Source organism: Rhizobacter sp. Root404 (assembly GCF_001425865.1).
GTDB lineage: Bacteria > Pseudomonadota > Gammaproteobacteria > Burkholderiales > Burkholderiaceae_C > LMDS01.
The window spans coordinates 275,740-293,579 of record NZ_LMDS01000001.1 but is presented as its reverse complement, the minus strand read 5'-3'; the positions used below and the strand labels follow the sequence as shown (position 1 = coordinate 293,579).

The following is a 17,840-nucleotide window of genomic DNA, read 5'->3' as shown; positions in this document are numbered from 1 at the left end:
AATGCGCAGCTTCGCCACTCCGACAGCCACTGGATGAACACCATGTACCGCTGTGCCCTCGCGTTCGCCGTCGCCGCCAGCATCGTCGCGCCGGCGGCCGCGCAGACCCGCTCCTTCCCGCAGAACACACTGCGCGGCACCATCGCCTTCGCCGACGACGGCACGATCGCGCTGAACGGCCGCGCGACCACGCTCTCCCCCGGCTCGCGCGTCCGGGACGAGCAGAACATGATCGTGCTGCCGGCCGCGCTGGTCGGCACGAAGCGCCTGGTGCACTACACGCTCGACATCGGCGGTGGCCAGGTGCGCGATGTCTGGATCCTGCGGCCCGACGAGGCGGCGATCCGCCCCTGGCCGGCGACGCTCGAACAGGCCAACACATGGACCTTCGACCCGACGACAATGACCTGGACCAAGCCGTGAAGAAGGTCTTCATCAAGACCGGGGCCACGAGGAAAGTCTTCATCAAGACTTTTGGCTGCCAGATGAACGAGTACGACTCGGACAAGATGGCCGACGTGCTGCACGCCGCGCAGGGCTACGAACCGACGACCGATGTCGACGAGGCGGACCTGATCCTGTTCAACACCTGCTCGGTGCGCGAGAAGGCGCAGGAGAAGGTGTTCAGCGACCTGGGCCGCGTCAAGCACCTGAAAGCCAAGGGCGTGCTGATCGGTGTCGGGGGCTGCGTGGCGAGCCAGGAGGGCGAGGCGATCATCGCGCGTGCGCCGTATGTCGACGTGGTGTTCGGCCCGCAGACGCTGCACCGCCTGCCCGAGATGCTGAACCAGCGCGCCAAGCAGATGCGCCCGCAGGTCGACATCAGCTTTCCCGAGATCGAGAAGTTCGACCACCTGCCGCCGGCGCGGGTCGACGGCGCGACCGCGTTCGTCTCGATCATGGAGGGCTGTTCCAAGTACTGCAGCTACTGCGTCGTGCCGTACACGCGCGGCGAGGAGGTCTCGCGCCCGTTCGACGACGTGCTCGCCGAAGTGGCCGGCCTCGCCGCCCAGGGCGTCAAGGAAGTGACGCTGCTCGGCCAGAACGTCAACGCCTACCGCGGCGCAATGGGCACGACGGCCGAGATCGCCGACTTCGCGCTGCTGATCGAGTACGTGGCCGAGATCCCCGGCATCGAGCGCATCCGCTACACCACCAGCCACCCGAACGAGTTCACGCAGCGGCTGATCGACGTCTACGCCCGGGTGCCGCAGCTGGTGGACCACCTGCACCTGCCGGTGCAGCACGGCAGCGACCGCATCCTGATGGCGATGAAGCGCGGCTACACCGCGATGGAATACAAGAGCACGGTGCGCAAGCTGCGCGCGGTGCGGCCCGGCATCTCGATGTCGAGCGATTTCATCGTCGGCTTCCCCGGCGAGACCGAGGCGGACTTCTCAGCGATGATGAAGTTGATCGACGACATCGGCTTCGACGACAGCTTCAGCTTCGTGTTCAGCCCGCGCCCCGGCACGCCGGCGGCGAACCTGGCCGACGACACGCCGCAGATCGAGAAGATGAAGCGGCTTCATGCGCTGCAGAAGGCGATCACCGCCAGCGCGTTCGCGATCAGCCAATCGCGCCTGGGCACGGTGCAGCGGCTGCTGGTCGAAGGCCCGTCGCGCAAGGACCCGACCGAGCTCGCCGGCCGCACCGAATGCAACCGCATGGTGAACTTCAAGGGCGCCACGCGGCTGATCGGCCAGATGGTCGACGTGACGATCACCGAAGCCAATTCGCACTCGCTGCGGGGCGAGGTGCTGCAGCGCCAGGCGCAGGCGCTGCCGGCCTGAACGGCACGCGGTCGTGCTTCAGCGCCGCAGCGGGCCGAAGCCGACCAGCCACAGCATCAGCCCGCAAGCGGCGACCATCGCGGCGTAGGTCGCCATCTTGCCGTCATGGCCAAACACCACCAGCCCGGCGACAAGCACCAGCGCGCAGCCGCCCGACGCCCACAGCGCCAGGCGCCGCCAGCTGGCCGCCTTGAGCTCGCGCCGCCACAGCAGTTTGGCGAGCCCGGCCGCGATCAGCCCGACGCCCACGGCAGGCGCGAAGAAGTTCAACAGGTGCCAGACGGCGTCGATCGGGCCCAAGCGGTGCCTTTCCGGTGGCTTGACGGCGCGCAAACACGCGCGCCGGGCGCGGATTTTATAATTCGGACATGAGCGTCTTCGCCCTCGGCCTGAACCACACCACCGCGCCTCTCGATCTGCGCGGCCGGTTCGCGTTTTCGGCCGAGCAGCTGGCGCCCACCCTGCGCGGCTTCCGCGAGCGGCTGCAGCGCGCCAGCGAGGTCGCGATCGTCTCGACCTGCAACCGCACCGAGCTGTATGTCGGCGCCAATCGCGGCCTGGTGACGCCGGCGGTCGACTGGCTGGCCGGCGTCGGCGGCGTCTCGCCGCAGACCTTGCGCGAGCACGCCTACGTGCTCGAAGGGGGCGCCGCGGCGCGGCACGCGTTCCGCGTGGCCAGCGGCCTCGATTCGATGGTGCTGGGCGAGCCGCAGATCCTCGGCCAGCTGAAGCAGGCGGTGCGCGAGGCCGAGACCGCCGGCACGCTCGGCGGCTCGCTGCACCAGATGTTCCAGCGCTCCTTCGCCGTCGCGAAGGAGGTGCGCAGCTCCACCGAGATCGGCTCGCATTCGATCAGCATGGCCGCCGCGGCGGTCCGCCTCGCCTCTCAGCTGTTCGAGGACCTGCGCGAGAACAAGGTGCTGTTCGTCGGCGCCGGCGAGATGATCGATCTGGTCGCGACCCACTTCGCGGCGCGGCACCCGCGCGCGATGGCCGTCGCGAACCGCACGCTCGAACGCGGCGAGAAGCTGGCCGGTCGCTTCGGCGCCGAGGCCATGCGGCTGGCCGACCTGCCCTCGCGGCTGGCCGAGTTCGACATCGTGATCTCGTGCACCGCGAGCACGCTGCCGATCATCGGCCTGGGTGCCGTCGAGCGCGCGCTCAAGCAGCGCAAGCACCGGCCGATCTTCATGGTCGACCTGGCGGTGCCGCGCGACATCGAGCCCGAGGTGGCGCGGCTGTCGGACGTCTACCTCTACACCGTCGACGACCTGTCGACGCTGGTGCAGTCCGCCGGCGAGAAGCGCCAGGCCGCGGTCGAGCAGGCCGAGGCGATCATCGAGACCGGCGTGCAGAGCTTCGTGCACTGGCTGGACCAGCGCGGCTCGGTCCCGTTGATCCAGGCCCTGCAGACCCAGGCCGACGACTGGCGTGCGATCGAGATCGCGCGCGCCCGCAAGATGCTCGCGAAGGGCGACAACGTCGAGGCCGTGCTCGAAGCACTGTCGCGCGGCCTGACGCAGAAGATGCTGCACGGCACGATGGCCGAGTTGAACGCTGCCGCCGATGGCGACCAGCGCGCGCAGTTGGCGCAGACGGTGTCGCGGCTGTTCCTGCGGCAAAGCGCGCGCCCGCCCGTCGACGATCAGCGTTAGCGGCGCTCACGCCGCCGCTGCTGCGCGCCCTCCCCTGGCGCGCTGCGACTCCGCTGACTTCCTCGTCGACGCCCGCATGAAAGATTCCCTCCGCCACCAGTTCGAGCGCCTCGCGCTGCGGCTGGCCGAACTCGACGCCACCCTGGCCGACCCGAGCGTCGCGAGCGACATGAAGCGCTACCGCGCGCTGTCGCGCGAGCATGCCGAGGTCGCGGGCCTGGTGGCGCGCTACCGCCGCTACGAGCAGCGCGAGCGTGACCTGGGCGACGCGCGGCAGATGCTCGACGATCCCGACATGGCCGAGCTCGCGCAGCAGGAGATCGCCGAGGCGCGCGCCGATGTCGAGCGGCTCGACCTCGAGTTGCAGACCGCCCTGCTCCCGCGCGATCCGGACGACGCGCGCAACGCCTTCATCGAGATCCGCGCCGGCACCGGCGGTGACGAATCGGCGCTGTTCGCCGGCGACCTGGCGCGCATGTACCTGCGCCACTGCGAGCGCCGCGGCTGGAAGTCGGAGCTGATGAGCGAGAGCGTCAGCGACCTCGGCGGCTACAAGGAAGTGGTGATCCGGGTCGAGGGCGACGACGTGTATGCGCGGCTGAAGTTCGAGTCCGGCGGCCACCGCGTGCAGCGCGTGCCGGTGACCGAGACGCAGGGCCGCATCCACACCAGCGCCTGCACGGTGGCGGTGTTGCCCGAGCCCGACGAGGCGGAAGAGGTGACGCTGAACCCGGCCGAGCTGCGCATCGACACGTTCCGCGCCAGTGGTGCCGGCGGGCAGCACGTCAACAAGACCGACAGCGCGATCCGCATCACCCACCTGCCGACCGGCATCGTCGCCGAATGCCAGGACGACCGCTCGCAGCACCGCAACAAGGCCAAGGCGATGGCGGTGCTGACGGCGCGGCTGCGCGACAAGGACCGCAACGAGCGCGCCGCGAAGGAGGCCGCGACCCGCAAGGGCCTGATCGGCAGCGGCGACCGCAGCGACCGCATCCGCACCTACAACTTCCCGCAGGGGCGTTTCACCGACCATCGGATCAACCTGACGCTGTACAAGCTGCAGCTGATCCTCGATGGCGACCTGGACGACGTGACCGCCGCGCTGCAGGCCGCGCAGGCCGCCGAGCAGCTGGCGGCGCTCGAAAGCGGCGACGCATGACGACGGTCGCCGGCGCGCTGCACGAGGCGAGGGCGGCCGGCGTCGAGCGGCTGGATGCGCAATTGCTGCTGGCGCATGTGCTGGCGCGGCCGCGCGCCTGGTTGTACGCGCATGACGACGCCGCACTCGACGCCGCACAGGCGCTTACGTGGCGCGGACTGCTGGCCCGCAGGGCGGCCGGCGAGCCGGTTGCGTACCTGGTCGGCAGCAAGGAATTCCACGGGCTGACGCTGCAGGTCGACGCGCGCGTGCTGGTGCCGCGGCCGGAGACGGAGCTGCTGGTCGACTGGGCGCTGGATCGCCTGACCGACGCGGCGACGTCGCGTCCGCGCGTCGTCGACCTCGGCACGGGCAGCGGGGCCATCGCGCTCGCGGTCAAGGCGGCGTGGCCGCAGGCGGACGTGCTCGCGACCGACGTGTCCGAGGACGCGCTCGCGGTCGCGCGCGCCAATGCCGACGCGCTGGGCCTGCCGCTGGCCACCTGCCGCGGCGCCTGGTGGGACGCGCTCGACGGCGAGCGCTTCGATCTCGTGCTGAGCAACCCGCCCTACATCGCCGGCGGCGACCCGCACCTGCCCGCGCTGCGCCACGAGCCGACACTCGCACTGACGCCCGGCGCCGACGGGCTGAACGCATTGCGGGCCATCGTCGCCGGCGCCGCGGCGCACCTGCGCGCCAGCGGCTGGCTGCTGCTCGAGCACGGCTACGACCAGGCGGACGCGGTCCAGGCGCTGCTGCGCGAACACGGCTTCGATGCCATCGAAACCCGGCGCGACCTGGCTGGGCAACCGCGCTGCACCGGCGGGCGAGCGCTCGCCGCGACAGAACGCACGGGTTGACCCAACGCTTTTTCGCGCGATCGCTACCCGCGCGCCGGGCATCGGCGTACGATGAAGCTGCCGCTGTGGCCGGTGGCCGTTCCTGTCGTCGAAAGGAGCCCGCAATGCGCCAGTTCGTGTGGATGTTCGCCGGGGCGTTCGCTCTGGTCTCGACCGCCGCGCTCGCGGCCGACCCCGCGCCGTACGCCGGCGCCGACTCGCTCTCATGGTCGCGATGGCAAGGCCGCCTGTCCCTGGGGACGCCCGCCACCCCCTGGCGCCTGGGCGCCGACAGCCCGACCGCCAAGCTCGGCAGCGCCAGCCTGATGGGCGACTACTACTTCAGCCGCTCGCTCGTCGGCGCCCGCCAACTCGGCGGCTTCCGCGCCACCAGCGGGCTGATCGTCGGCCCGCGCTCGCTGCTCGGCAGCGCACAGGGCGGGTTCGCCAGCGGCAACGCCTTCAGCATCGGCAGCCGTTCGATCGGCCTTGCGCCGGCGCCGCTTGCCGGTGATCCGGCCGCGGAGACGACGACGGCGCCCTACCTCGGTGTCGGCTACACGAATCTGTCGGTGCGCAACGGCTGGAGCTTCAACGCCGACCTGGGGCTGGTGGCCCAGGGCAGCGGCAGCGGCGCGCGACTCGGCCGCGGCCTGACCGGCGGCCAGAGCCTGGACGACGCGGTGCGCGAGATGCGGATGACGCCGCTGTTGCAACTCGGCGTCTCGTACGCGTTCTGAACCCCGTCGGCGCGGCGGGGCCATCCGCGCCGCCGCGGCCGCCGGCGGACGGTTTGCCGTATAACCTCGCCTGTCTGTCCCCCTTTTCTTCCTGCTTGCGAGCCCGATCATCATGAGTGACGTCCAACAACGCATCGACGACATCGTCAAAGGCAACCGCGTGGTGCTGTTCATGAAGGGCACCGCGCAGTTCCCGCAATGCGGCTTCTCCGGCCGGGCCGTGCAGGTGCTGAAGGCCTGCGGCGTCGGCACGACCGAGCTGAAGACCGTCAACGTGCTCGAGGACGAGGGCATCCGCCAGGGCATCAAGGACTACGCGCAGTGGCCGACCATCCCGCAGCTCTACGTCAACGGTGAATTCGTTGGCGGCTCGGACATCATGATGGAGATGTACCAGGCCGGCGAACTGCAACCGCTGCTGTCGCCGGCTTGAACCCGGCGCCGCGCGCGCGCGTCGTCGTCGGCATCACCGGCGCGACCGGCGCGGTCTACGCGCAGCGCCTGTTGCTGCGCCTCAAGGCCTGCCGGGCGGAAACGCACCTGGTCGTCAGCCCGGCCGGCGTGCTGAACGCGCACCATGAACTCGGCTTGGATCGTCGGGCGCTCGAATCGCTCGCCGACCGCGCCTACAACCCGGCCGACATCGGTGCCGCGATCGCCAGCGGCTCGTTCGCGACCGACGCGATGGTGATTGCGCCGTGCTCGATGCGCACGCTCGCGGCCGTGGCCCACGGCCTCTCGGACAACCTGCTGACCCGCGCCGCCGACGTGGTGTTGAAGGAGCGTCGCCGCCTGGTGCTGATGGTGCGCGAGACGCCGTTCAACCTGGCGCACCTGCGCAACATGACGGCGGTGACGGAGATGGGCGGCGTGATCTTCCCGCCGCTGCCGGCCTTCTACCACCGGCCGCAGAGCATCGACGAGATGGTCGACGACACCGTCGAGCGGGTGCTGGGGCTGATCGGCATCACCGGCGCAGTGCCGAGGGTCTGGGCCGGTCTCTAGCCCGTCACGCCACGGCCGGCTTGTAGAGCCACTGGCGCTGGGACGCGAACACGGCGTCCGGGTACTCGGCCCGGCCGCGGCTGCCGTTGTAGCGGCCGAGCGCCATGAACAGGTCGCCGCGCTCGCGGTCGAGGTAGTGGCGCAGGATCACGCAGCCGAAGCGCAGGTTGGTCTGCATGTGGAACAGCCGCGCCGGGTCGCCGTCCCCGATCAGCTTGGCCCAGAACGGCATGACTTGCGTATAGCCCCGCGCGCCGGCGCTGCTGATTGCATAGCGGCGAAAACCGCTTTCCACCTGGATCAGCCCGAGAAGCAACGCCGGTTCCAGACCGGCGCGGGTGCTCTCGTACCACGCGGTCTGCAGAAACTCGACACGGCGCAGGTGCTCCGACTCGCGCCGCTTCAAGCGGTTGCTCATCTCGCCGAGCCAGCGCAGGTAGGCCAGGCGCGCATCCATCGTGTCGAACTGCGGCCTGGGCGGCGCGGCGTCGGCAACGGCCGCGGCGAGCGCCGAGCGCACCGCGTTCGCGAGCGGTTCTTCGACCTGCGCACCGGCGAACGCGCGCGTCGGCCACAACGCGGCCAACGGACTCCCGATCGCGGCGGCGGCGAGGCTGCGCCGCGCTCTCCCGAGGCGGGAGAGGGGCTCGCTCATGCCGTCAGCTTGGCCTTCAGCGAAGGCAGCAGGTCGGCGATGGCGATGGCAGTGGCCTGTGCGTCGCGCCGGCCCTGGTACTCGGCCTTGCCGTCCTTCAATCCGCGGTCGGAGAGCACCACGCGGTGCGGCACGCCGATCAGTTCCCAGTCGGCGAACATCGCCCCGGGGCGCTCGCCACGGTCGTCGAGCATCACGTCGATGCCGGCGGCTTCGAGTTCGTCGTGCAGGCGGTCGGCCGCGGCCTTCACTTCGGCCGAGCGGTCGTAGCCGATCGGACACACGACGACCGTGAACGGCGCGATCGCCGCCGGCCAGACGATGCCGCGCTCGTCGTGGTTCTGCTCGATCGCGGCGCCCAGGATGCGCGTGACGCCGATGCCGTAGCAGCCCATCTGCATCAGCTGCGGCTTGCCGGCTTCGTCGAGGTAGGTCGCATTCATCTTCTCGCTGTAGAACGAGCCGAGCAGGAACACGTGGCCGACCTCGATGCCGCGCTGGATGGCGAGCACGCCCCGGCCGTCGGGCGACGGATCGCCGACGACGACGTTGCGGATGTCGGCCACCAGGTCGGGCTCGGGCAGGTCGCGGCCCCAGTTGACGCCGGTGTAGTGGAAGTCGGCGAGGTTCGCGCCGCAGATGAAATCGCTCATCTGGGCGACGGTGCGGTCGGCGACGATGCGGACCGGCTGCGCCATGCCGATCGGCCCGAGGTAGCCGGGCTTGCAGCCGAAGTGCGCGTCGATCTCGGCAGCGGTGGCGAAGCGGAAGCCCTTGTCGAGCCCCGGCACCTTGCTGGCCTTGATCTCGTTCAGCGCGTGGTCGCCGCGCACCAGCAGCAGCCAGACGGTGGTCTCGAGCACGTCGCCGGCGTCGCTGGTCTTGTCGGTCGCGAGCACGAGCGACTTCACGGTCGACTGCAGCGCAACGCCGAGCAGTTCGGCCACGTCTTCGCAGGTGGCTTTTCCGGGCGTGGGCGTCTTGGTGAGCGGGGCCGACGCGGCGCCGCGTGGGGCGGCCGGCGCGACGGCCTCGGCGAGCTCGATGTTGGCGGCGTAGTCGGAGGTGGGGCAATAGATGATCGCGTCTTCACCGGTCTCGGCGATGACCTGGAACTCGTGCGAGCGCACGCCGCCGATCGAGCCGTTGTCCGCCGCGACCGCGCGGAACGTGAGGCCCATGCGTTCGAAGATGCGCGTGTAGGCCGCGAACATCTGGTCGTAGCTGCGGCTGGCCGACTCGACGTCGCGATCGAACGAGTACGCGTCCTTCATCGTGAACTCGCGCCCGCGCATCACGCCGAAACGCGGCCGGCGCTCGTCCCGGAACTTGGTCTGGATGTGATAGAAATTCTTCGGCAGCGCGCGGTAGCTTCGCAGTTCCTGGCGCGCGATGTCGGTGATGACCTCTTCGCTGGTCGGCTGGATCACGAAGTCGCGGTCGTGGCGGTCCTTCAGGCGCAGCAGTTCGGCGCCGTACTTCTGGAACCGGCCGCTCTCCTGCCACAGCTCGGCAGGCTGCACGACAGGCATCAGCAACTCGACGCCGCCGGCCCGGTCCATCTCCTCGCGAATGATCGCCTCGACCTTGCGGATGACACGCAGGCCCATCGGCATGTAGTTGTAGATGCCGGCGCCGAGCCGCTTGATGAAGCCCGCGCGCATCATCAATCGATGGCTCGCCACTTCAGCGTCGGCGGGCGCTTCTTTCAGCGTCGAGATGAAGAAACGGGATGCTTTCATGCGGCGGGCCGATTGGTCGTGTTGAACGGGTTGATGCGAGCGCGATTCGTGCCGGCGCGGTGCGCGTCGGGCCACGCAGCGAGGCGCGGCTGCTGCGGGAAACCGCAGGGGTTGAATCCCGTCACGCCGGTGTAATAATGAATTCAACGAATGAATTGGGGTTGATTATGCTCGACCGTGAAGGGTTCAGACCCAACGTCGGCATCGTCCTGCTGAACCAAAGAAACCAGGTGTTCTGGGGCAAGCGCATCCGAACCCATTCCTGGCAGTTCCCGCAAGGGGGCATCAAGTACGGCGAGACGCCCGAGCAGGCGATGTACCGCGAGCTCCACGAAGAAGTGGGCCTCGTTCCCGAGCATGTGCGCATCGTCGCGCGCACGCGCGACTGGCTGCGCTACGAGGTGCCGGATCACTTCATCCGCCGCGACGCCCGGGGCCACTACCGCGGGCAGAAGCAGATCTGGTTCCTGCTCCAGCTGGTGGGTCGTGACAGCGACATGAACCTGCGCGCCACCGACCACCCGGAGTTCGACGCGTGGCGCTGGAACGAGTACTGGGTGCCGCTCGATCTGGTGATCGAGTTCAAGCGCGATGTCTACCAGATGGCGCTGACCGAACTCGCGCGCTTCCTGCCGCGTGGCACGCACCACAACCGCTATCTGCGTTCGGGCATGCGGCCACACCATCGCGACGAGTCGCCGATGCCGCAGCTGGTGCAGGCGCCAACGTCGAACGAGCCGATCGCCACGCCATCGACGGTCAGCAAGCTGCCCGAGTGATCCGCCGGGTCCGCTACGCGAGGACCAGGTTGTCGCGGTGGATGAGTTCGGGCTCGGCGGTGTAGCCGAGCAGCTTCTCGAATTCGCTCGACGGCCGGCGCGCGATCAGTCGCGCTTCGCTGCTGCCGTAGTTGGCGAGCCCACGCGCGAGTTCGACACCGTCCGGGCCGCGCACCGCGATCACGTCCCCGCGGTGAAATTCGCCCTGCACTTCCGTCACGCCGATCGGCAGCAGGCTCTTGCCCTCATCGCGTACCTTGTGCGCGGCACCCGCATCGACGAGCACCGCGCCCCGCAGCTGCAGGTGGTCGACCATCCATTGCTTGCGCGCAGCGAGCTTTTGCGTCGGCGCGATCAGCGCGGTGCCGATGGCCTCGCCATCGACCAGCCGCACCAGCACGTCGCTCTCGCGGCCGTACGCGATCACGGTACTGGCACCGCTGCTGGCAGCCCGCTTGGCCGCGAGGATCTTGGTGAGCATGCCGCCCCGGCCGATGCTGGAACCCGAGCCACCCGCCATGCGCTCGAGTTCCGGCGTCCCGGCGCGCGCTTCGTCGATGAAGCGCGCATTCGGATCCTTGCGCGGATCGGCTGAATAGAGGCCGCGCTGATCGGTCAGGATCACCAATGCATCGGCGTCGACAAGGTTGGCGACCAGCGCCCCGAGCGTGTCGTTGTCGCCGAACTTGATCTCGTCGACCACGACGGTGTCGTTCTCGTTGATGACCGGGATGACGCGGTGGGTCAGCAGCGTCAGCAGCGTCGAGCGCGCGTTCAGGTAGCGTTCGCGGTCGGCCAGGTCGGCGTGGGTCAGCAGCACCTGGGCACTGCCCATGCCGTACTCGCGCAGCTTCGATTCGTAGATTTGCGCCAGGCCCATCTGGCCGACGGCGGCCGCAGCCTGCAGTTCGTGCACTTCCTTGGGCCGCACCGACCAGCCCAGGCGCTTCATGCCCTCGGCGATCGCGCCGCTCGACACCATCACGACCTCGCGCCCCTGGCCGGCCAACACCGCCATCTGCCGGCACCAGTTGCCGACGGCTTCGGCATCGACACCGCGGCCCTCGTTCGTCACCAGGCTCGAGCCGACCTTGACGACGATGCGGCGCGCGTTGCGCAGCGCCGAGGTCATGACGCCGAACCGGTGGGCGCCTCGTCGAAGCGCGGGTCCGGATCGTCCGGCACGACGTTCTTCAACGTCGCCACGTGGTCGTAGATCGCACGGATCAGGGTGTCGCAGCCTTCGCGCGTCAGCGCCGAGATCTGGAACACCGGGCCCTTCCACTTGAAGCGCTTGACGAAGTCCTTCACGCGCTTCTCGCGTTCCTCGAGCGGCACCATGTCGAGCTTGTTCAGCACCAGCCAGCGGGGCTTCTCGAAGAGCGCCTGGTCGTACTTCTTCAGCTCGGCGACGATCGCCTTGGCCTGCGCGACCGGGTCGACCGCGTCGTCGAAAGGTGCGAAGTCGACCAGGTGCAGCAGCAGGTGCGTGCGCTGCAGGTGGCGCAGGAACAGGTGACCGAGCCCGGCGCCTTCGGAGGCGCCTTCGATCAAACCGGGGATGTCCGCGACCACGAAGCTCTGCTCCGGCGCGACGCGCACGACGCCGAGGTTGGGGTGCAGCGTCGTGAACGGATAGTCGGCGATCTTCGGCCGAGCATTCGAGATCGCAGTGATCAGCGACGACTTGCCCGCGTTGGGCATGCCCAACAGGCCGACATCGGCGAGCACCTTGAGTTCGAGCTTGAGCTTCTTTTGCTCGCCGGGCCAGCCGGGCGTCTTCTGACGCGGCGCACGGTTGGTGCTGGTCTTGAAGTGCAGATTGCCGAAGCCGCCGTCGCCGCCCTTGACGATCAGCACCTTCTCGTCCGGCACCAGCAGTTCGGCGATGACCTGATCGGTCTCGGCGTCGGTGATCACGGTGCCCATCGGCATGCGCAGCACGATGTCTTCGGCGGCGGCGCCGTACTGGTCGGAGCCGCGGCCGTTCTCGCCGCGACGGGCCTCGTGGCGCCGGGCGTAGCGAAAATCGATCAGCGTGTTCAGGTTGCGATCGCCGACGGCGTAGACGCTGCCGCCGCGCCCGCCGTCACCGCCGTTCGGGCCGCCGAAGGGCAGGAACTTCTCGCGCCGAAAGCTCATGCAACCGTTGCCGCCGTCGCCGGCAACGACGTCGATGGTGGCTTCGTCAACGAATTTCATGGGTGCATGTCCGGGTCAGCGCGCATGTTACGGCACGGTCGAAAGAACGAAGCCCCGGGGGTGCCGGGGCTTCGTCGCGTGGCCGCACCGCTTGCGCGGTGGCAGCTCAGAGTGCCTTGACGAAGACCGTCTGGCGGTTGCGCGGGCCCTTGACGGCGTAGCTCACTTCGCCGTCGACCAGCGCGAACAGCGTGTGGTCCTTGCCGATACCGACATTGCTGCCGGCATGGAACTTGGTGCCGCGCTGGCGCACGATGATCGAGCCGGCCGGAACCTGCTGGCCGCCGAACACCTTCACGCCGAGCATCTTGGGTTGGGAGTCGCGGCCGTTCCGTGTGGAACCGCCGCCCTTTTTCTGTGCCATGAATCAGCTCCTTGTTAAGCGTTCACCGCACCGATTTGGATCTCGGTGTAGTTCTGGCGATGACCTTGCCGCTTCTGGTAGTGCTTGCGACGGCGCATCTTGAAGATGCGCACCTTGTCATGCCGGCCATGAGCCACGACGGTGGCCACCACGCTTGCGCCCGTTACCAAGGGAGTCCCGACCGTCAGATCGGCGCCGGCACCAATGGCCAACACCTGGTCGATCGTGATCTCTTGGCCAACATCCGCAGCAATCTGTTCTATTTTGATCTTTTCGCCGGCTGCAACCTTGTATTGCTTGCCACCGGTTTTTATGACCGCGTACATATCAGCCCTTTCTGTGTATGCCGCCGAGCCCGGTGGCCGAATGGCTTACCGAATGCAGCAGCCCCTGCAAAACGCGCAGAGCCTGTGATTCTAGCACGCGGCTACTTTTCGTGGCCATCGCCCCGTGGCGCGTGACACACTTTCTATAATCGAACGTTATCCGTCGAGCCCCTCGTGCCTTCAACGCCCACCTCCACACCCGCGCCAGTCGACGCTCCCGCCGTTTCCGCCGCCGCCTTGATGGCCGCCGACATGCGCGAGGTGGACGGCGTCATCCGCGAACGCCTGGCTTCGGACGTGGTGATGATCAACCAGATCGCGCACTACATCATCAGCGCCGGCGGCAAGCGGATACGACCGCTTCTGGTGCTTCTGTTTGCGAACGCGCTGGGCTTCGGCGGGCGCGAGCGGTTCGAACTGGCTGCCACCGTGGAGTTCATCCACACCGCCACGCTGCTGCACGACGACGTGGTCGACGAATCGGCGCTGCGCCGCGGCCGCCAGACGGCGAATGCCTTGTTCGGCAACGCGGCGAGTGTGCTGGTCGGCGATTTCGTCTATTCGCGGGCCTTCCAGATGATGGTGTCCGTGAACAAGATGCGCGTGCTCGAGGTATTGGCCGACGCGACGAACGTCATCGCCGAAGGCGAAGTGCTGCAGTTGATGAACATGCATGATCCCGACCTGTCGGTCGACGACTACCTCCGGGTCATTCGCTACAAGACCGCCAAGCTGTTCGAGGCCAGCGCGCGCATCGGTGCGGTGTTGGCCGATGCGGATGGCGAAGTGGAGGAGTCCTGCGCCGCTTACGGGCGCTCGCTGGGCACCGCGTTCCAGCTGGTCGACGACCTGCTTGACTACGAGGGCGCCACGGAGCAACTCGGCAAGAACGTCGGCGATGATCTGCGTGAAGGCAAGCCCACCTTGCCCCTGCTGCTCGCCATGGAGCGGGGCAGCGCCGACGAGCGCAACCTGATCCGCCACGCGATCGAACATGGCGAGGTCGCCCGGCTGCCCGACATCGTCGAGATCGTGCGCAACACGGGGGCGCTGGCGGCGACGCGCGAGGCGGCCCGTGCCGAAGCCGACAAGGCCGCGCAGGCGCTGCAGGTGCTGCCGCCTTCGACGTACCGCGAAGCTCTGCTAGAATTGTGTTTTCGATCCGTCGAACGCTCGTCCTGAGTCGTTCGGCGTTGGCTTCGCGACAAGCACAGCCAGTGAATCGGGGTGTAGCTTAGCCTGGTAGAGCGCTACGTTCGGGACGTAGAGGCCGGAGGTTCGAATCCTCTCACCCCGACCAATTTTCCCCTCAGAAGCTTTTTCGTTGTCTCGCCGTCGCGCGCGCGTCATAGGTTCGGGTGTGGCCGTCCCGATTGGGCATTTTTGAATGTTCCAGTTGCACTACGCGTGCTAATCTGTTGATTTGTCGGGCGTCTTTCCGCGGACATGGCGCAGCTGTCGGCCGCCTTTTGCGGCTTCAAACTGTTTCAATTGGCGGGATAAGTGCGCCAAATTGTTGGCTTTGGCTCGCCGACAGCGCGTTTACAGTCGTTGATCGATCGGGGAAGATCGTTCGTTTGAGAATCTTGGAGTGAACCAGCGAACCGTGGACACCTTGGCAGAAGCTCCGCAATCCGCGCTGTCCGGCGTGGCACGGGTGCTCGTGCATGCCGGAAAGCTGAATGCAAAGGTCGCCGAGGACCTGGTCAAGAGCTCGAAGGACAAGCGCAACAGTTTCGTGGCGTCGGTGATCGCGGCGGGCGCGGTCTCGCCGGCCGACCTGGCGCATACCCTGTCTGCCGCCTTGGCGCTGCCGCTGCTCGACCTGTCCGCGATCGACCCGCAGCGGCTGCCGCGCAACGTGATCGACGGCAAGCTCGCTGCCCAGTACCAAGTGGTCGTGCTCGGCAAGCGTGGCAGCCGGTTGTTCATCGGTGGCGCCGACCCGACCGACCAGGAAGCCGTCGAACGGATCAAGTTCGCCACCCAGCTCTCACCCGAGTGGGTCATCGTCGAGCACGACAAGCTCGCGAAGATGCTCGACTTGAGCAGCGCCAGTGCCAACGAGACGCTCGAATCGCTGTCCTCGGGGGATTTCGAATTCGATGTCACCGACGACGTCACCACGCCGCAGGAATCGAACGAGGCCTCCTCGGACGTCGAAGACGCCCCGGTGGTGCGCTTCCTGCAAAAGATGCTGATCGACGCGATCAACATGCGCGCCTCGGACCTGCACTTTGAACCGTACGAATACCACTATCGCGTGCGCTTCCGGATCGACGGCGAGCTGCGCGAGATCACGCAGCCGCCCATCGCGATCAAGGACAAGCTGTCGTCGCGAATCAAGGTCATCTCGAGGCTCGACATCGCCGAGAAGCGAGTCCCTCAGGATGGTCGGATGAAGCTGAAGTTCGGCGCCAAGGCGATCGACTTCCGCGTCAGCACGTTGCCGACGCTGTTCGGCGAGAAGATCGTGATCCGGATCCTCGATCCGAGCAGCGCCAAGGTCGGCATCGAGGCGCTCGGCTACGAGAAGATCGAGAAGGACCGGCTGCTCAAGATCATCCAGCGCCCGTACGGCATGGTGCTGGTGACCGGCCCGACGGGCAGCGGCAAGACCGTGTCGTTGTACACGTGCCTCAATATCCTGAATCAGCCGGGCGTCAACATCTCGACCGTTGAGGACCCGGCGGAAATCAATCTGCCCGGCGTGAACCAGGTCAACGTCAACGACAAGGCGGGGCTGACTTTCTCGGCCGCGCTGAAGTCGTTCCTGCGCCAGGATCCGGACATCATCATGGTTGGCGAGATCCGCGACCTCGAAACGGCCGACATCGCGATCAAGGCCGCCCAGACCGGCCACATGGTGATGTCGACGCTGCACACGAACGACGCGCCGACCACGCTGACCCGCCTGCTGAACATGGGCGTCGCGCCGTTCAATATCGCCTCCAGCGTGCTGTTGATCACCGCGCAGCGGCTGGCGCGCAAGCTGTGCGAGACCTGCAAGACACCCGCCGACTACCCGCGCGAGGCGATGCTCAAGGCCGGCTTCGCCGACCATGACCTCGACGGCACGTGGAAGCCGTTCCGCGCCGTCGGCTGCTCGGCATGCACCAATGGCTACAAGGGCCGGGTCGGCATCTACCAGGTGATGCCGATCACCGACGAGATTCAGAAGATCATCCTGAACGAAGGCACTTCGATGGACATCGCGACGCAGGCCCAGCGCGAGAGCGTACGGGACCTGCGCCAGTCGGGTCTGGTCAAGGTGCGAGCAGGCGTCACGACACTCGAGGAAGTGATCTCGGTGACGAACGAGTAGGCCTCCATACCAACACATCGAAGGGACGGGGAGGACACTCCTCGAAGTTCATATGGCGACTGCAGCGGCCGCGAAAAACATCAAGGAACTGGTCTTCGAATGGGAAGGCCGGGACAAGAACGGCAAAGTCGTTCGCGGCGAGATGCGCGCGGGCGGCGAGGCCGTGGTCGGCGCCAGCCTGCGCCGCCAGGGCATCCTCGTCAACAAGGTGAAGAAGCGCCGCCTGAACGGCGGCAAGGCGATCAAGCAAAAGGACATCGCGATCTTCACGCGCCAGCTGACCACGATGATGCGCGCCGGCGTGCCGCTGATCCAGGCCTTCGACATCGTCGCACGCGGCAGCACCAACCCGCGCATGACCCGCCTGCTGACCGACATCCGCAGCGACGTCGAGACCGGCACCAGTCTGTCGTCAGCGTTTCGCAAGCACCCGCTCTATTTCGACGCGCTCTACTGCAACCTGGTCGAGGCCGGCGAGGCCGGCGGTATCCTGGAGCAACTGCTGGATCGCCTGGCGATCTACCAGGAAAAGACCATGGCGATCAAGAACAAGATCAAGTCGGCCTTGATCTACCCGATCGCGGTGATCGTCGTGGCCTTCGTCGTGCTCGCGGTCATCATGATCTTCGTGATCCCCGCGTTCAAGGAAGTGTTCTCATCGTTCGGCGCCGACCTGCCAGCGCCGACGCTGGTCGTGATCGCGATGTCCGAATTCTTCGTCAAGTACTGGTGGCTGATCTTTGGCTTCCTCGGCGGCGGCACTTACTTCTTCCTGCAATCATGGAAGCGCTCGATCAAGATGCAGAAGTTCATGGACCGGCTGCTGCTGCGCGTTCCCGTGTTCGGTGACCTGGTGCGCAAGTCGGCTGTCGCGCGCTGGACGCGCACGCTGTCGACGATGTTCGCCGCCGGCGTTCCGCTGGTCGAAGCGCTCGACTCGGTCGGCGGTGCCTCCGGCAACGCGGTCTACGCCGAAGCCACCGAACAGATCCAGAAGGATGTGTCCACAGGCTCGGCGTTGACCACCTCCATGCAGACGACTGGCGTGTTTCCGACGATGGTGCTGCAGATGTGCGCGATCGGCGAGGAGTCGGGCTCGCTGGACCAGATGCTCGGCAAGGCCGCGGAGTTCTACGAAGACGAGATCGACGAGGCCGTCAAAGGCCTGTCCAGCCTGATGGAGCCGTTCATCATCGTGATTCTCGGCGTGCTGGTCGGCGGCATCGTCGTCTCGATGTACCTGCCAATTTTCAAACTCGGCCAAGTCGTCTGAT

The 17,840-nt window shown here is 67.4% G+C and carries 19 protein-coding genes and 1 tRNA gene; 13 read left to right on the top strand and 7 right to left on the bottom strand.

Annotated features, from left to right (window positions below; genetic code table 11):
- Positions 1-33: 33 nt before the first annotated feature.
- On the top strand, positions 34-423 hold the full coding sequence (locus tag ASC76_RS01460) for a hypothetical protein (RefSeq protein ID WP_056461331.1): 390 nt from the start codon (positions 34-36) through the stop codon (positions 421-423).
- Positions 381-1,793, top strand: coding sequence for a tRNA (N6-isopentenyl adenosine(37)-C2)-methylthiotransferase MiaB (miaB, locus tag ASC76_RS01455; protein ID WP_082548618.1), 1,413 nt, complete (start codon positions 381-383; stop codon positions 1,791-1,793). Before ASC76_RS01460 ends, miaB begins: the two co-directional genes overlap by 43 nt.
- Positions 1,794-1,811: 18 nt before the next feature.
- On the opposite strand, the gene ASC76_RS01450 is transcribed toward miaB, so the two are convergent.
- Positions 1,812-2,093: a hypothetical protein gene (locus tag ASC76_RS01450; RefSeq protein WP_056461328.1), complete on the bottom strand. Its 282-nt coding sequence runs from the start codon at positions 2,091-2,093 to the stop codon at positions 1,812-1,814.
- 68 nt (positions 2,094-2,161) lie between these two features.
- Here ASC76_RS01450 and hemA point away from each other — a divergent pair, with 68 nt between their 5' ends.
- The 6 genes from hemA to ASC76_RS01420 all read left to right on the top strand — a co-directional run bounded on the left by hemA (position 2,162) and on the right by ASC76_RS01420 (position 7,173).
- Positions 2,162-3,448, top strand: coding sequence for a glutamyl-tRNA reductase (hemA, locus tag ASC76_RS01445; protein WP_056461324.1), 1,287 nt, complete (start codon positions 2,162-2,164; stop codon positions 3,446-3,448).
- A gap of 76 nt (positions 3,449-3,524) precedes the next feature.
- Positions 3,525-4,610, top strand: a complete 1,086-nt coding sequence (prfA, locus tag ASC76_RS01440) for a peptide chain release factor 1 (protein WP_056461321.1) — start codon at positions 3,525-3,527, stop codon at positions 4,608-4,610.
- Positions 4,607-5,449 carry a peptide chain release factor N(5)-glutamine methyltransferase gene (gene prmC, locus ASC76_RS01435; RefSeq protein WP_056461319.1) on the top strand — a complete coding sequence of 281 codons (843 nt, stop codon included), beginning with the start codon at positions 4,607-4,609 and terminating at the stop codon, positions 5,447-5,449. The genes prfA and prmC overlap by 4 nt, the downstream gene beginning before the upstream one ends.
- Before the next feature lie 104 nt (positions 5,450-5,553).
- The gene (locus ASC76_RS01430; protein ID WP_056461317.1) at positions 5,554-6,168 is read left to right on the top strand and encodes a hypothetical protein; all 615 of its coding nucleotides are present in this window, start codon (positions 5,554-5,556) and stop codon (positions 6,166-6,168) included.
- 112 nt (positions 6,169-6,280) lie between these two features.
- Positions 6,281-6,601, top strand: coding sequence for a Grx4 family monothiol glutaredoxin (gene grxD / locus ASC76_RS01425; RefSeq protein WP_056461314.1), 321 nt, complete (start codon positions 6,281-6,283; stop codon positions 6,599-6,601).
- Positions 6,598-7,173, top strand: coding sequence for a UbiX family flavin prenyltransferase (locus ASC76_RS01420; RefSeq protein WP_056461311.1), 576 nt, complete (start codon positions 6,598-6,600; stop codon positions 7,171-7,173). Before grxD ends, ASC76_RS01420 begins: the two co-directional genes overlap by 4 nt.
- A 4-nt stretch (positions 7,174-7,177) precedes the next feature.
- Here ASC76_RS01420 and ASC76_RS01415 read toward each other — a convergent pair whose 3' ends face one another.
- Positions 7,178-7,828, bottom strand: a complete 651-nt coding sequence (locus ASC76_RS01415; protein WP_056461307.1) for a lytic transglycosylase domain-containing protein — start codon at positions 7,826-7,828, stop codon at positions 7,178-7,180.
- Complete coding sequence (locus ASC76_RS01410; protein ID WP_056461304.1) at positions 7,825-9,570, bottom strand: proline--tRNA ligase; 1,746 nt, start codon at positions 9,568-9,570, stop codon at positions 7,825-7,827. The genes ASC76_RS01415 and ASC76_RS01410 overlap by 4 nt, the downstream gene beginning before the upstream one ends.
- Before the next feature lie 167 nt (positions 9,571-9,737).
- Here ASC76_RS01410 and ASC76_RS01405 point away from each other — a divergent pair, with 167 nt between their 5' ends.
- A complete protein-coding gene (locus ASC76_RS01405) occupies positions 9,738-10,349 on the top strand; it encodes an RNA pyrophosphohydrolase (protein WP_056461301.1) in 612 nt (203 codons plus the stop codon).
- A 13-nt stretch (positions 10,350-10,362) separates the two neighbouring features.
- Here ASC76_RS01405 and proB read toward each other — a convergent pair whose 3' ends face one another.
- From proB to rplU, 4 genes are all read right to left on the bottom strand, one after another.
- Entirely contained in the window at positions 10,363-11,481 is a 1,119-nt protein-coding gene (gene proB / locus ASC76_RS01400) for a glutamate 5-kinase (RefSeq protein ID WP_056461298.1), read from the bottom strand.
- Positions 11,478-12,551 carry an Obg family GTPase CgtA gene (gene cgtA / locus ASC76_RS01395; RefSeq protein WP_056461295.1) on the bottom strand — a complete coding sequence of 358 codons (1,074 nt, stop codon included), beginning with the start codon at positions 12,549-12,551 and terminating at the stop codon, positions 11,478-11,480. Before cgtA ends, proB begins: the two co-directional genes overlap by 4 nt.
- A gap of 106 nt (positions 12,552-12,657) precedes the next feature.
- Positions 12,658-12,915: a 50S ribosomal protein L27 gene (rpmA, locus tag ASC76_RS01390; RefSeq protein WP_056461291.1), complete on the bottom strand. Its 258-nt coding sequence runs from the start codon at positions 12,913-12,915 to the stop codon at positions 12,658-12,660.
- A 14-nt stretch (positions 12,916-12,929) separates the two neighbouring features.
- The gene (gene rplU / locus ASC76_RS01385) at positions 12,930-13,241 is read right to left on the bottom strand and encodes a 50S ribosomal protein L21 (protein WP_056461288.1); all 312 of its coding nucleotides are present in this window, start codon (positions 13,239-13,241) and stop codon (positions 12,930-12,932) included.
- Positions 13,242-13,481: 240 nt separating this feature from the next.
- Here rplU and ispB point away from each other — a divergent pair, with 240 nt between their 5' ends.
- From ispB to ASC76_RS01365, 4 genes are all read left to right on the top strand, one after another.
- A complete protein-coding gene (gene ispB / locus ASC76_RS01380) occupies positions 13,482-14,423 on the top strand; it encodes an octaprenyl diphosphate synthase (RefSeq protein WP_056461285.1) in 942 nt (313 codons plus the stop codon).
- A 41-nt stretch (positions 14,424-14,464) separates the two neighbouring features.
- Positions 14,465-14,541 (top strand) — tRNA-Pro (locus tag ASC76_RS01375).
- Positions 14,542-14,832: 291 nt separating this feature from the next.
- A complete protein-coding gene (pilB, locus tag ASC76_RS01370) occupies positions 14,833-16,566 on the top strand; it encodes a type IV-A pilus assembly ATPase PilB (protein ID WP_371262076.1) in 1,734 nt (577 codons plus the stop codon).
- Between the two features lie 52 nt (positions 16,567-16,618).
- Positions 16,619-17,839: a type II secretion system F family protein gene (locus tag ASC76_RS01365; protein WP_056461281.1), complete on the top strand. Its 1,221-nt coding sequence runs from the start codon at positions 16,619-16,621 to the stop codon at positions 17,837-17,839.
- Position 17,840 lies beyond the last annotated feature (1 nt).